This is a genomic window from Selenomonas sp. GACV-9 (assembly GCA_900116485.1).
In the GTDB taxonomy this organism is placed as follows: domain Bacteria; phylum Bacillota; class Negativicutes; order Selenomonadales; family Selenomonadaceae; genus Selenomonas_A; species Selenomonas_A ruminantium_G.
In genome coordinates this window covers 40678-53601 of sequence record FPAX01000005.1, presented here as the reverse complement: position 1 = coordinate 53601, position 12924 = coordinate 40678, and the positions used below count along the sequence as shown (strand labels likewise).

General features: G+C 54.8%; 9 protein-coding genes and 5 tRNA genes. 11 read left to right on the top strand and 3 right to left on the bottom strand.

Annotated elements, in window-relative coordinates; genetic code table 11:
* Positions 1–512 precede the first annotated feature (512 nt).
* From BM322_RS06350 to BM322_RS06325, 6 genes are all read left to right on the top strand, one after another.
* On the top strand, positions 513–4559 hold the full coding sequence (locus BM322_RS06350; RefSeq protein ID WP_407047826.1) for an AAA domain-containing protein: 4047 nt from the start codon (positions 513–515) through the stop codon (positions 4557–4559).
* Positions 4560–4681: 122 nt separating this feature from the next.
* Positions 4682–4756: transfer RNA gene (locus BM322_RS06345), tRNA-Gly, on the top strand.
* A gap of 4 nt (positions 4757–4760) precedes the next feature.
* Positions 4761–4835, top strand: a tRNA-Gly gene (locus tag BM322_RS06340).
* Between the two features lie 36 nt (positions 4836–4871).
* Positions 4872–4948, top strand: a tRNA-Ile gene (locus BM322_RS06335).
* A 35-nt stretch (positions 4949–4983) separates the two neighbouring features.
* Positions 4984–5061, top strand: a tRNA-Arg gene (locus tag BM322_RS06330).
* A gap of 4 nt (positions 5062–5065) precedes the next feature.
* Positions 5066–5151: transfer RNA gene (locus BM322_RS06325), tRNA-Tyr, on the top strand.
* Positions 5152–5247: 96 nt separating this feature from the next.
* Here the strand turns inward: BM322_RS06325 and BM322_RS06320 are convergent.
* Positions 5248–5634 (bottom strand): hypothetical protein, encoded by a 387-nt coding sequence (locus tag BM322_RS06320; protein WP_075429062.1) that lies wholly within the window; start codon positions 5632–5634, stop codon positions 5248–5250.
* A 428-nt stretch (positions 5635–6062) separates the two neighbouring features.
* Between BM322_RS06320 and BM322_RS06315 the strand changes: the two genes are divergently transcribed.
* Positions 6063–7562 carry an oligopeptide:H+ symporter gene (locus BM322_RS06315; RefSeq protein ID WP_075429061.1) on the top strand — a complete coding sequence of 500 codons (1500 nt, stop codon included), beginning with the start codon at positions 6063–6065 and terminating at the stop codon, positions 7560–7562.
* A gap of 63 nt (positions 7563–7625) precedes the next feature.
* Here the strand turns inward: BM322_RS06315 and BM322_RS06310 are convergent, their stop codons facing one another.
* Positions 7626–8264 carry a TonB-dependent receptor domain-containing protein gene (locus BM322_RS06310; protein WP_075429060.1) on the bottom strand — a complete coding sequence of 213 codons (639 nt, stop codon included), beginning with the start codon at positions 8262–8264 and terminating at the stop codon, positions 7626–7628.
* Between the two features lie 227 nt (positions 8265–8491).
* Here BM322_RS06310 and BM322_RS06305 point away from each other — a divergent pair, with 227 nt between their 5' ends.
* On the top strand, positions 8492–8827 hold the full coding sequence (locus tag BM322_RS06305) for a cupin domain-containing protein (RefSeq protein WP_318254551.1): 336 nt from the start codon (positions 8492–8494) through the stop codon (positions 8825–8827).
* A 59-nt stretch (positions 8828–8886) separates the two neighbouring features.
* Here BM322_RS06305 and BM322_RS06300 read toward each other — a convergent pair whose 3' ends face one another.
* A complete protein-coding gene (locus tag BM322_RS06300) occupies positions 8887–9855 on the bottom strand; it encodes a bile acid:sodium symporter family protein (RefSeq protein WP_075429058.1) in 969 nt (322 codons plus the stop codon).
* Positions 9856–10091: 236 nt separating this feature from the next.
* Between BM322_RS06300 and BM322_RS06295 the strand changes: the two genes are divergently transcribed.
* Genes BM322_RS06295 through BM322_RS06285 form a run of 3 tightly spaced genes read left to right on the top strand, consistent with a single transcriptional unit; the run spans position 10092 to position 12917 of the window.
* On the top strand, positions 10092–11246 hold the full coding sequence (locus tag BM322_RS06295) for an amidohydrolase (protein ID WP_075429057.1): 1155 nt from the start codon (positions 10092–10094) through the stop codon (positions 11244–11246).
* Positions 11239–12261: a methionine ABC transporter ATP-binding protein gene (locus tag BM322_RS06290; protein WP_075429056.1), complete on the top strand. Its 1023-nt coding sequence runs from the start codon at positions 11239–11241 to the stop codon at positions 12259–12261. The genes BM322_RS06295 and BM322_RS06290 overlap by 8 nt, the downstream gene beginning before the upstream one ends.
* The gene (locus BM322_RS06285) at positions 12258–12917 is read left to right on the top strand and encodes a methionine ABC transporter permease (protein ID WP_075429055.1); all 660 of its coding nucleotides are present in this window, start codon (positions 12258–12260) and stop codon (positions 12915–12917) included. The genes BM322_RS06290 and BM322_RS06285 overlap by 4 nt, the downstream gene beginning before the upstream one ends.
* Positions 12918–12924 lie beyond the last annotated feature (7 nt).

Below are 12924 nucleotides of genomic sequence, written 5' to 3'. Positions count from 1 at the left end.
GATGGTTTTGGGGATAACCTTGTGATTTATGTGGATTAGTGGATGGATTCGAGGAATATATGGATAACCAGAAAAAGGTACTGAAGTTATTTGATTACATACGGCAGGTTTGCAGTCTGCGTCAGCAGCTGGTCAGGAATATCAAGGAACAGGAGTGGACACTGTTCTTTGATGAACTGCCGGTTGACCCGAAACGCATCCATGTTTGGGCAGATTCTGATGAGGCAGGACACGAAGGTGTGCTGCTGGAGGTCGAAAAGCCAGAGTTTTCGGCCTGCCCCGATATGCCCTTTGATCTGGTGGGCTGGGTGCGCACCTTGGATTGGCGCAATTTCGAGGTGGCAGATATCGAGGTCCGCGAGGAGCGCATGCGCAAAGATCCGCGGCTCGGCGAGATTACCGAGCGCTTTGTGGATTCCGGCGTGCGCATTGCGGCCTTTGAGGACTGGAAACGCCGCCGCACGCTCTGGCGGGCCGGGGAATTGGTCAAGAGCCGCACGCAGGCACTCTTCATGCAGCTCTATGAGATCTATGACCGCTGCCGTCAGGAGCCGGAGCAGCTGGAGCTCATGGTGGGCGCGGCGATGTTCTTCAGCGGACTGGATTCATCGATCAATCATCCGATGGTCATGAAACGCGTGCGCCTGCATTACGACAAGCGCGGAGCGATGCAGCTCGTGGATACGGATTATCCGACTGATCTGTACCTGGATATGTTCCAGGATATGCCCGGCGTCGATGCCGAGGGCATCCGCGCCTTCACGGCTGAGCTTGATGAGGCAGAGATCCATCCGCTGATGGCCGGGCTGCCGGAGTTCCTGCAACAGGCTGTGCCAGCGTTGACGCCGAACTGCCGCTATGTGGAGAACCGCTTTGACATCCTGCCGACGGACTGGTATCTCGTCTATCCGCGCCAGGTGTTGTTCCTGCGCCGCCGCAATGAGGGCATCGAGCGGGCCATTGCTGGGATGATGGCCTATATCGACACTCATGGCGAGGTGCCGACGGCGCTCATGCAGATTGTCGACCCAAACTACCAGCGGGCCAAGTCTGAGCCGCTCAGCGTGAGCCTTGAAGATATCCGTGGCGAGGCTGAGGATATCCTGCTGACGAAGCAGGCCAATGCCGAGCAGCTGGCAATCGCGCGCAAGATTGAGGCAGCTCCGGCCGTTGTCGTACAGGGGCCGCCGGGAACGGGCAAGACCCATACGATTGCGAACCTGCTCGGCCACTTCCTGTCCCAGGGTCAGCATGTGCTGGTGACGAGCGCAACGTCCAAGGCCTTGACAGTGCTCAAGGAGAAACTGCCGGCGGGCATCCAGGATCTTTGCGTGACTCTCTTGGAGGATTCGCGCAAGGATATGGAGCGGTCCGTCAGCGGCATCTGTGACCGCCTGTCGCGCAGCTCGGCGGAGGAGATGCAGGCCGAGGCTGAAAAGCTGGCGGCTGAGCGCCATAAGCTGCTTACGGAGCTTGCCGCGCACCGGACACGGCTCGAAAACATCCAGCGCATGGAGGCGCGCCGCGATTATTTCATGCTCGATGGCAAGGCTTGGTCGCTGTCACGCATGGCAGCGTTCCTGCATGACCATGAGGAGCTGGCGGGCAGGATTCCTGGTGCGATACAGGCGGGAGCCTCGCTGCCGCTGTCGGCCGTGGAGCTGGCAGAGCTCTATGCGTCAAATGCCTACTTTGATGCCGGCAGACTGGCCGAGCTCGGCGAGCGCCTGCCTGACCGCAGCCAGTTGCTGACTCCGGCTGAGGCCGGTGCAGCACTGGAGGCTGCTTTGGCACATCAGCAGGAGAGGTCTGAGCTGCTCGCGGCATTGCCAGATGTCACGGTATTGGAAGATGGCCATATCCTGCGCAAAGGGCAGCCCGTGGCAAGCGAACTGTCACTGGAGGTATTGGCTGAGACGAACAGCCTGTATGAAGGTGTGGATTTCAAGCGGCTGCAGCAGGAGTGGGCCCGCGAGGCGGTGCTGGCCGGTCAGCAGGGCGGTGCCCATCGCGAGGTCTGGGAGATGCTTGGCCGCGATATCCGCAAGGTACAGCAGCTCAAGCAGCAGTCGATGACGCGCTTTTTCGGGCGGGAGTTTGCCTATACCCTCGACATGCCGCTGGGGCAGGAACTTATCCAGCTGCTGTCGGAGCTGGCTGAGGCCTTTGATGCGGACGGTCATCTGTCCCTTTGGAACCGTCTGCGCCATAGCGAGTGGAAAAAAGTGCAGCAGGGATTCCGCATCGATGGCAAGCCGCTTTCGAGCCGCGGGGACTGCCAGCTGGCGATGCAGTATGTCGCCTTGCATCAGGCGCGGGAGGTTGTGCGCCGCGAATGGACGCAGCTGCTGGTGCCCTTCGGCATGATTTCCTATGAGGAGCTGGCCAAGAATGAGGATGATATCGATGACCTCACGAGTGCGCGCTGGCAGGAGATCGAGGAGCTGCTCGACTGGTATCCGCATGTCTGGAATGACCTCATGCTGCATTGGCGCCGGGCCGGGGTCAATGTTGAGGCGGTCTATGGGGAAAGTGGCTATCTGACGCCGCATCAGCGGCTCGAGCGCGAGCTTTCCTGGCTGGAGCAGGATTTCCCGCGCTGGCAGCGCCTGCTGCTGCTCTGCTATGGCGAAGAGCCGATGGCAGATAAGCTGGCTAAGACCCGGGCTGCGGTGGCCGCTGCCGATGGTGTGATTGCCCGTCAGTTTGAGCAGGCACTGGCTGCTGGCGATGCAGAACTCTACCATGCGGCCTATGAGCAGCTGGCAGCAGACGATGCGCTGATGGAGCGCTATCACCTGCGTCAGCAGCTCATAGACCGGCTGGCCGCTGCAGCGCCGGTCTGGGCTGACGCCATCCGTGAGCAGCAGCCTGGCTTTGATGGGACTGAGGTGCCTGAAGATATCGGCGAGGCCTGGCTTTATGCGCAGTTTGAGCAGCAGCTGCTGCTCGTGCCGCAGGAGGATGAGCAGCAGCTTGGGCAGGAGATCCAGGAGCTTACGGCGCGCCTGCATCAGACGACGATGGAGCTGGCGGAGAAACGTTCCTGGTATCATCTGCTCAAGGATGTGGCAGGCAGCAACCTGCAGTCGAGCCTGATTGGCTGGAGCAAGGCTGTGGCCAAGATTGGCCGCGGCAAGGGACGCTATGCCTCCCGGCATATCCGTGAGGCGCGCCAATGCATGTTAGAGGCGCAGGCAGCAGTGCCTGCCTGGATCATGCCGCTCTCGCGCGTTTGGCAGAACCTGCGCCCCGAGAGCCAGAAATTTGATATCATCCTGATCGACGAGGCGAGCCAGGCCGATATCACAGCACTGCCCCTCTTGTATTTTGGCAAGAAAGTTATCATCGTCGGTGATGACCGGCAGGTCAGCCCGTCGGCAGTTGGTGTGTCGGCGGAGGATATCCAGCGCCTGCAGACATCATCGATAAGCGGCATCATCAAGCATGATTCGCTCTATACGATGGACACTTCGCTCTATGATATCGCGCAGATGAACTTTGAGGCGCGGATGCTCACCGAGCATTTTCGCTGTGTGCCGGAAATCATCGGTTACTGCAATCAGCTGGCTTATGATGGCCGCATCCGTCCTCTGCGTGAGACGGGGACGAGCCTGCTGATGCCGATGGTAGACTGGCATGCTGCCGGGCAGCGCGACGGTACCCATAAGCGCAACTTGCGCGAGGCAGAGGAAATCACGGCGACCCTTGCAGCCTGCCTGGAGCAGCCTGAGTATGCGGGCAAGACCTTCGGCGCGATCTCGCTGCTTGGCGATGAGCAGGCGAAGGTCATCCGTGAATTGGCTGTCCAAAGACTGGGCATCGGCGTGCTAGAGGAGCGGCAGTTCCTCTGCGGCAATCCAGCGCGGTTCCAGGGCGATGAGCGCGATGTCGTATTCCTGTCATTCGTCGACAGTCCGGCCGAAGAGGGCATGCTGCGCCTGCTATCGGAAGGCCATAATGGCGTGACGGGCAAGCGGTATAATGTTGCCGTGAGCCGAGCCCGCGACCAGCTTTGGTTGTTCCACTCGATGGCAATCAATGATCTCAAGGATGGCGATATCCGCCGCGGCCTGCTTGAGTATGCCGCGCATCCGGAAAGCTGTCAGGCGAGCATCGGCGAGAGCGAGGAATCCTCGCTGGAGACGGCTGTTGCCCGCGCTTTGGGACAGGCTGGCTACCATGTCGAGAAGAATTTTGCAGTGGGAGCCTATGCTATCGATATGGTCGTCATCTATCAGGGACACAAGGTGGCCATCGACTGCGACGGCGAGCATTGGGTCAGCAGTCTGCAGCAGGCTGCCGAGGAACGCTGCCAGCAGGCGGTGCTCGAGCGTCTGGGCTGGAAGTTCCTGCATGTGCGCGGCAGCCGGTGGTACCGTGAGCCAGAGCAGGCCTTTGCGCGCCTGACTGCCGAGCTGGCACTTGCCGGCATCGAGCCGGAGGCAGATGCAGCGGCCGAGCAGTCGCTGCAGTATCAGCGTGATGCATTGCTGGCACGCGTGCGTCAGCGGGCCGGCGAGATCCTGTCGGAATGGCATACGACAGAGGAAAAATGACTTTTAAAGATTTTTTTCGTTTTTTGCAAAAAAAGTGTTGACATAGCATATGGAGATGGCTATAATAGATTTTGTCAGTCAGCGAGACACAGAAAAACTTCTGAGTCAAGCGGTGATGAAATGCGGAAATAGCTCAGTGGTAGAGCACCACCTTGCCAAGGTGGGGGTCGCGAGTTCGAGCCTCGTTTTCCGCTCCATATTGCGGAAATAGCTCAGTGGTAGAGCACCACCTTGCCAAGGTGGGGGTCGCGAGTTCGAGCCTCGTTTTCCGCTCCATTTTTGCTTAGTAGCTGAAAAGCTTCTATATACAATGGGCCTATAGCTCAGTTGGTTAGAGCAACCGGCTCATAACCGGTCGGTCCTTGGTTCGAGTCCAAGTGGGCCCACCAATTTCCAACTCAATATCTTTTATAACCAATGTTATGACTCAGTAGCTCAGCTGGATTAGAGTATTTGACTACGAATCAAAGGGTCGGGGGTTCGAGTCCCTCCTGGGTCACCATTGTGGGTAGGTGCCCGAGTGGTTAAAGGGAACAGACTGTAAATCTGTCATCTTCGGATTACGATGGTTCGAATCCATCCCTGCCCACCACCTGAAATGACAGCGTCGCGCAAGCGGCGCTTTTTTGTTGTCTGCAAGGATCGGGGCAATAGAAAACTCCCCAGTATGGGGAGTGAGCGACGTACGTTATTCGATGGGGCAGGAGGTCGTCTTTGCCCCGCGCTCGGCTGTATGCTTGCCCTCGAACAGGGCCTGGCTGACGCGGCGCATGAGTTCCTCTTCCTCGGCAGCGGCGCTGAAAACGAGCTGTTTGTCTTCGGGCAGTGTCTCGCCGTCGAGCTCTGTGATGGCCAGCTGCAGGCGATGATCCTTGTCAAGGCGGAAGGAGTGCGAGAGGCGTGTGGCCAGCCACTCGGTAATCATCTCGACATTCTGGAATGAGGCTGCTTTGTTGTAGTCCTTATAGGCTTCAGCGGCAATGGCAGCGGCTTTTTTCTTGTCGTCGACAGCGCCGAGGATCGAAAAGGCTTTCTTGTCGCCTTCGGTAACGAGTTTGGTAATGATATAAAGCATAGATGAAGTCCTTTCTGTTATCTTTTTTCCTATCTATTGTAGCAAATATCGGCCGCATGTCAATTTGTGGTGGATGACTTACGCTGGCAGCAGTTTCGCTTTGTATATGAAATATGGACATTTTACTGGATTGTTGCGAAAACAATACAAGGTTACGAAATCATTTTTTTTCTTGTGTTATTTTGCCCTATGAATAGGAGTTAAAAGCGGATTATTTATAGGACACATGTCCTTTTGTTATGTATATAGAGTACATTTGTATAATAAAGCGGGAGCTATCGATGGGCTGTTAAGCGGTGTAACAGTTTTTACACTTTGGGACCATTTGACTATACTGGTATATATGCTATAATGTCCTCTGGTATTATACAGGTAAAGGGTTGATGGACGAAGGTGTCTATCGGCGCAAAAAGTTAGGAGATTTGATTATGGTTGAATCACATCCAGTGAATCGCAAGAAAGCATTCAATATGCTGTTCTTCCTTGAGTTCTGGGAACGTTTCGGTTTTTATGGCTTGCAGGCCGTGCTGGCAGGTTTCTTTGTCAAGAGCCTGGGTATGGAGGATGCAGAGTCCTTTGTTGTCTTTGGCGCATTCAGTGCCATGGTTTATGGTTATGTTTCCATCGGCGGCTATCTGGGCGATAAGGTGCTCGGCACGCAGCGCACGATTACCCTCGGTGCCGTGGTGCTGATGCTCGGCTACGCGCTGATGGCCATGGCTGGCGAGGATAAGACGCTGGTCTTCCTTGCTCTCGGTGCGATTGCCTGCGGCAATGGTATCTTCAAGGCAAATCCGTCGTCGCTGCTCTCGAAACTCTATGAGGGCGATGAGCAGGATTTAGATAGTGCCTTCACGATGTACTATATGGCTGTCAATATCGGTTCGTTCATCTCGATGCTGCTGGTACCGATCATCGGCTCGCAGTATGGCCTGTCCCTGGGCTTTATGGTCTGCGCGATGGGCCTTGTGATGGCCATCGGCGGTTTTGTTGGTTTCCGTTATCTGGTACGCGGGATTGATTCCCCGGCTGGTGCTGAGCCGCTGTCCTACAAGAAACTAGCGCTGACGATTGCCGGTGTCATCGTGATGACGCTGTTCTCGAGCTGGATGCTCTCGCATCTCTCAGTGGCCCATTGGCTGTTGTTGATCATCGGCCTCTTGGTCTACGGCGTGTTCTTCAAGATGATCATCCAGTCGAAGGGGGCTGAGCGCAGCCGTATGATTGCGGCTATGATCCTGATTGTCGAGGCAATCGTGTTCTTCACGCTCTATCAGCAGATGCCGACGTCGCTGAACTTCTTTGCTATCAAGAACGTCGAGCATTCGATTCTTGGCATTGCAATCCCGAATGCCGAGGTGTTCCAGACGCTCAATCCGTTCTGGATCATGATTGCCAGCCCGATTCTCGCCTGGGCCTACTCCCACTTTGGCAGCGAGGGTAAGGACCTTTCGATGCCGGCGAAATTCGCACTGGGCATGCTGCTGACGGCAGGTTCCTTCCTCGTGGTAGGTTTCTCGGCTAACTTTGCCAGCAGCGAGGGTATCGTCTCGGCTTGGTGGCTGGTCGGTTCCTACTTCCTGTCCTCGATTGGTGAGCTCTTCATCAGCGGCCTTGGCCTGTCGATGATCTCGAAACTCGTTCCGCAGAAACTCATCGGTTTCCTCATGGGGGCCTGGTTCCTGACGACGGCTATCTCGGCCATCCTCGGTGGTGAGCTTGCGACGTTGACGACCGTATCGAAGGATATCGTCGATCCGTTGCAGACGTTGCCAGTCTACAGTCAGGTATTCACGCAGATTGGTCTTGTGACCCTTGGCGTTACGGTAATCATGGCATTGACGGTTCCGATGCTCAACCGCCTCATCAACAAGAAAGATGAGGAAGAGTTTGAGGGCGAGCCGGAGACAGCTATCGCTGACAAGTAATATATGATGAAATAAAAGATCCGAGGGAATCAATCGGCTGGTTGATTCCCTCGGATCTTTTTATCAGAAATCGTAGCTTAGTCCGAGCCAGTAGCTGCGGCGGGACAGATAGGCTCCACCTGCACGACCGTCGGAATCGGGATCATCGTAGTAACAGGGATAACTTATGCCGCCAGCCGTTGTCCTGCGGTCAAAATCACGGTCAAATAGATTGTTGATGGCAAGGTGCAGTGACAGACCGTGCGGGAGTTTCTGTGTCATGCCGAGATCGGCAAGGAAAAACGGCGAATAGGTTGATGGCAGTCCGGGGGCTTGCTGGGTACGGTATACGCCGGTGCGGTACTGCCCTTGGAACCATATGTCAGTATCAGGATGCGGCGTCCAATCCAATTGCAGGTTCAAGGCATGCTTTGGTGTGGAATGGAGGGGAGAACTGGCTTTGGGGCCCGATAGAATGCGGCTCAAGAGGAAGGTCTCATTGATACTGGGGGTGAGATTTTTCCCCAGGCTAAAGCGTGTGCCTAGCTCGAACCCATAAATACGGGCGCGGCCGATATTTTCATACTGGCGGACTTCATCCCCTGCTGGCGTGAAAAAGGAGTCTGACAGCTCAATCTTATCGCGGAAATCTGTATGGAAGAATGTCAAGTGGCCGCTGGTATGATGCTGGTTTTCATAGTAAAGGCCGATTCTGCACAACAATAATGATAATCTGTATCGTTTGTTACAGCGGATGAAAGTAATTTTTTATATACTGGAAGCGCCGAGGAAAGAGCAGGGAAAAGGAGGAAGGCTATGGAGGCAGGTAAAATCAACGCCGCTGGAATGGAGAAGGCATAAGGCTGCCAGTGGATGTTCCCGTGGGGATGCGGAATGAGCAGAATGAAAATTGCCGTTATGTAGAGATTGGTTTTCAGGAGGTTTTTACCATGAATCAAATGATCACGCCGGGAAAAGTTTGGATGTTCAAGGATCTGTTGCCGTATCAGCAGGGCAGGATTGTCAATATGGATATCGTGCATGAACCACAGATGAAATTTGTATTGATGAGTTTTGCAGCGGGAACGGGGCTCACAGAACATGCAGCTCCAGGGGAAGCACTGTTGTTTGCATTGGATGGTGAGGGAATTATTGGTTACGAAGGGCAGGAGTATACGGTAAAGGCAGGCGAGATGTTCAAGTTTGCTAAGAATGGCCGTCATTATGTGAAGGCTGACAGCAACTTTAAGATGGCATTGCTTGTATCGCTGATGAAAGAACACTGAGACAAAACAAAATGAGGCTATTGCATCGCATCGATGCAATAGCCTCATTTATTTTTGTCTTAGTCTGCGTTGGCAGTTTCGTAGGTGGGAGTTTCTGGCTCCTTATTCATGTGGCTGGAAAGATAGTTGGCAGCCAGCGAGCCGGAGATGTTGTGCCAGACGCTGAAGATGGCGCCTGGGATAGCTGCGGCGGCACCGAAGTGCAGCATGGCAAGGGAGGTAGCAAGACCGGAGTTCTGCATGCCGACCTCGATGGAGATTGCCTTAGCCTTGGCCACGTTCATATGGAGTGCCTTGGCGATGAGGAAACCGATGCTGTAGCCAAGCAGGTTGTGCAGCATGACGACGAGCATGATCAGCAGGCCGGTTTCTAGGATGCGCTGGGAGCTTACGGCCACGACACCGCCGACAATCAGCACGATGGCCACAACGGAAACAAGCGGCAGGAGCTTGACGATTTTCTGTACGGTTTCTTCAAAGAAACTGTTGATGACGATGCCGAGGACAATCGGCAGGATGACCACCTGCACGATGGACATCATCATGGCGGCCAGGGAAATCTCGACCCATTCGCCAGCCAGCCACCAGGTAAGGAGCGGCGTGACGATCGGCGCAAGCACCGTGGTAGTCATCGTCATGGAGACGGAAAGGGCGACATCACCGCGGGCAAGATAGGTCATGACGTTGGAAGAGGTACCGCCCGGGCAGGTGCCGACGAGGATGACGCCTGCGGCAAGCTCTGGCGGCAGGCCGAAGCCTTTGGCGAGCAGCCAGGCCAGTGCCGGCATGATCGTGAACTGGGCCAAGGCGCCGACAAAGACATCCTTGGGGCGCTGGAAAACGAGCTTGAAGTCGCGCAGGCGCAGGGTCATGCCCATGCCGAACATGACGATGCCGAGCAGGATGGTAATCTTCGGTGCCGCCCATTTGAATGTCCAGGGCTGGATGAGGGCGATGGCTGCCACGAGAATGACGAAAACAGCCATGTACTTGGAGATGAATGCACTAAGTCTTTCTAATGATTTCATATAAATGCCTTCCTTTCGTAGATTGTTTACAATGTTACAGCTGATTTTCATAAAAGTCAATATTGAGCAGCTGAAAAATGGCCGAAAAAAATACAGGATAAGCTGTTATCTATGATTGTGATTTACATTATTTAACAAAATTAAACATTTTTACTATAAAAATGTTGACAAGGAGGAATAATATGCTATTATATAGACATAACATATATGATAAGTATGAATAAGGGGGCGGGCTTATGCCGGATCGTGTTCATGATGATATAAAGCAACAGATTGCCGAGACGTTTTACTGGCTGCATCAGCATCCGGAATTGTCGTATGAGGAATATGAGACGACGGAACATTTGCGGGAAATATTGACTGCGGCAGGAATCCACATCCTCGATCTGCAGCTCGATACTGGTCTCGTGGCTGAAGTCGGTCAGGGAGAACCGCTGATAGCCTTGCGGGCTGATATCGATGCGCTGCCGATTTCCGAGCAGACGGATTTACCTTACCAGTCGCAGCAGGCAGGGAAGATGCACGCCTGTGGACATGATTTTCATGCCGCCGCTGTTTTAGGCGCCGCTTTGTTGCTGAAAAAGCAGGAAGCACAGCTTCCTGGAAAGGTGCTGCTTATCTTTCAGCCAGCAGAAGAAGCACCGGGCGGAGCAAAAAAGATTTTGGCAACAGGCGTGCTGGCTGGTGTTCAGGCGATTTTTGGCTTGCACACGTCACCGCTGTTTTCGGTGGGAGAAGTTGGGCTGATGACAGGGCCGGTTATGGCAGCTGTTGACCGGTTTAACGTGGAATTCCAAGGTAAGGGAGCTCATGCGGCGCATCCGGAGAGAGGAAGCGACACGATACTCATGGGAGCGACCTTTGTTACCAGTTTGCAAAGCATCGTCAGCCGCAATGCAAGTCCGCTGGAGGCAGCGGTAGTTACCGTCACCCAGTTCCATGGCGGCAACACTTGGAATGTCATCCCAGGCAAAGTGCAGCTGGAGGGAACTGTCCGTACCCAGACGCCGGAGACACGGGCGTTTATCCAGCGGCGGCTGGAGGAAATCGCGCAGGGCGTGGCAGCGACCTTTGGCGGGACGGCCAAGGTCCGGTATACAGCTGGCCCGCCAGTGACCAGCAACGATGCGAAGCTCTATGGTTTTGCCCGGCAAACGGCACAGAAGGCAGGCCTTACCGTGCGTCAAGCAGCAGCATCGTTGGGCGGTGAGGATTTTGCCTATTATCTGGATGATATCCCCGGGATGTTTTCCCTCATCGGTACCGGGCTGGGACCGGTCAACCATAATCCGAAGTTCGTTGCCAATCCGCAGGCGCTTTATCCCGCCGCGGCATATATGGCACGTTTGGCAGTGGAGGCACTTAGGCAGGAGGTGTGGCAGCATGATTGAGATTTCGCATGTCAGCAAGCGCTTTGTGAGTGATGTACAGACTGTGGAGGCTTTGCGGGATGTGTCGCTTACGATAGAGAAAGGGCAGATCTGGGGGATCATCGGGTTCAGTGGCGCTGGGAAATCCACGCTGCTGCGGATGGTCAATGCGCTGGAGGTGCCAGATCAGGGCTATGTCAAGCTGGATGGACGCAAGCTGAGCGATTACACAGAGGGGGAACTTCGTGGGGTGCGCAAGCGGATCGGCATGATATTCCAGCAGTTCAACTTGCTGGAATCGCGTACGGTCTATGAAAATATTGCCATTCCTTTAAGGCTCAATCATACACCGGCGGCACAGATAGCTGCGCGGGTGGAGGAACTGTTGGCCTTCGTAGAGCTCGCGGGCAAGAAGGATGCCTATCCCTGGCAGCTTTCTGGTGGACAGAAACAGCGGGTGGGAATTGCCCGGGCTTTGGCCACGAATCCGGAAATCCTGCTCTGTGATGAGGCGACTAGTGCACTGGACCCGGACACCACGGAATCCATTTTGCAGCTATTGGCACAGATCAACCAGCAGCTGGGGATCACCATTATCCTGGTTACCCATCAGATCCAAGTCGTGCAGCGCATCTGCAACCGGGTGGCGGTGATGGAGAACGGCCAAATCGTGGAACAGGGAGCGGTGCTCGACGTGTTTGGCAATCCGCAGCGGCCGATTACCCAGCGATTTGTGCGGACAGTCATTCCCGATGCTTTGCCGGAAAGCTTGGTGGCAGATTTGCAGCAGGAGGAGCGGGCGTATAAATTGCTCAAGCTCCGGTTCCAGGGGAATGTGGCCAAAGAAAATATCCTCTACAGCATAAATCGCCGGATACCGGTGGAAAGCAGTGTCTTATTTGCCGCTGTAACGGAACTGCAGCATGTGGTATTGGGGATATTCATTGTGAAATTTATTGGCTCGGAAAAGTCTCTGGCTGCTACAACCGAATATTTGGATCGTCATGAAGTAGTCTGGCAGGAGGTGGCAGTATGATGGATTTAGGAGTATCACCGGAACAGCTCTTGTTGTCGGCAGAGCAGACCTTATACATGGTCTTTGTGGCCTTGGCCATTGGCTCGATATTGGCACTGCTCATTGCCGTAACCTTGGTGGTGAGCCGCCAGCAGGGACTTGTTCCGAACCGGCGCATCTATGTGCTTTTGAATTCGGTGGTAAATACCATACGCAGTGTGCCGTTTATCATCTTGCTGGTCTTTATCCTGCCGTTGACGAAACTGATCGTGGGAACGCGCATCGGTACCACGGCGGCACTGGTGCCCTTGGTGGTATTCATCACGCCGTACCTGGCCCGGCTGTTCGAAAATTCGTTTTTGGAGGTCAACCCGGGAATATTTGAAACGGCCAAATCAATGGGCGCATCCTACTGGGAAACCATCTGGTATTTCCTGCTGCCGGAGGCTAAGGGCTCGCTGATCTTATCGGTGACGACGGGGACGATTGGTTTGCTAGGGGCCACGGCCATGGCTGGGGCTATCGGTGCTGGCGGTGTAGGAGATCTGGCACTGACTTATGGCTACGAGCGCATGAATTTTCCGTTGATGCTGTTTACGGTCATTGTCCTCGTGGTGTTCGTACAGCTGATCCAGTCGGCAGGAAATTTCTTTGCGGCGAAAGCCCGCGGTCATTGACATTATG

Bases quoted from the DNA above. Each gene is read 5' to 3' on its own strand.
- BM322_RS06350 (WP_407047826.1), top strand. From the start codon at position 513: ATGCAGCTCTATGAGATCTATGACCGCTGCCGTCAGGAGCCGGAGCAG.
- BM322_RS06320 (WP_075429062.1), bottom strand. From the start codon at position 5,634: ATGCTTTATATCATTACCAAACTCGTTACCGAAGGCGACAAGAAAGCC.
- BM322_RS06315 (WP_075429061.1), top strand. From the start codon at position 6,063: ATGGTTGAATCACATCCAGTGAATCGCAAGAAAGCATTCAATATGCTG.
- BM322_RS06305 (WP_318254551.1), top strand. From the start codon at position 8,492: ATGAATCAAATGATCACGCCGGGAAAAGTTTGGATGTTCAAGGATCTG.
- BM322_RS06300 (WP_075429058.1), bottom strand. From the start codon at position 9,855: ATGAAATCATTAGAAAGACTTAGTGCATTCATCTCCAAGTACATGGCT.
- BM322_RS06295 (WP_075429057.1), top strand. From the start codon at position 10,092: ATGCCGGATCGTGTTCATGATGATATAAAGCAACAGATTGCCGAGACG.
- BM322_RS06290 (WP_075429056.1), top strand. From the start codon at position 11,239: ATGATTGAGATTTCGCATGTCAGCAAGCGCTTTGTGAGTGATGTACAG.
- BM322_RS06285 (WP_075429055.1), top strand. From the start codon at position 12,258: ATGATGGATTTAGGAGTATCACCGGAACAGCTCTTGTTGTCGGCAGAG.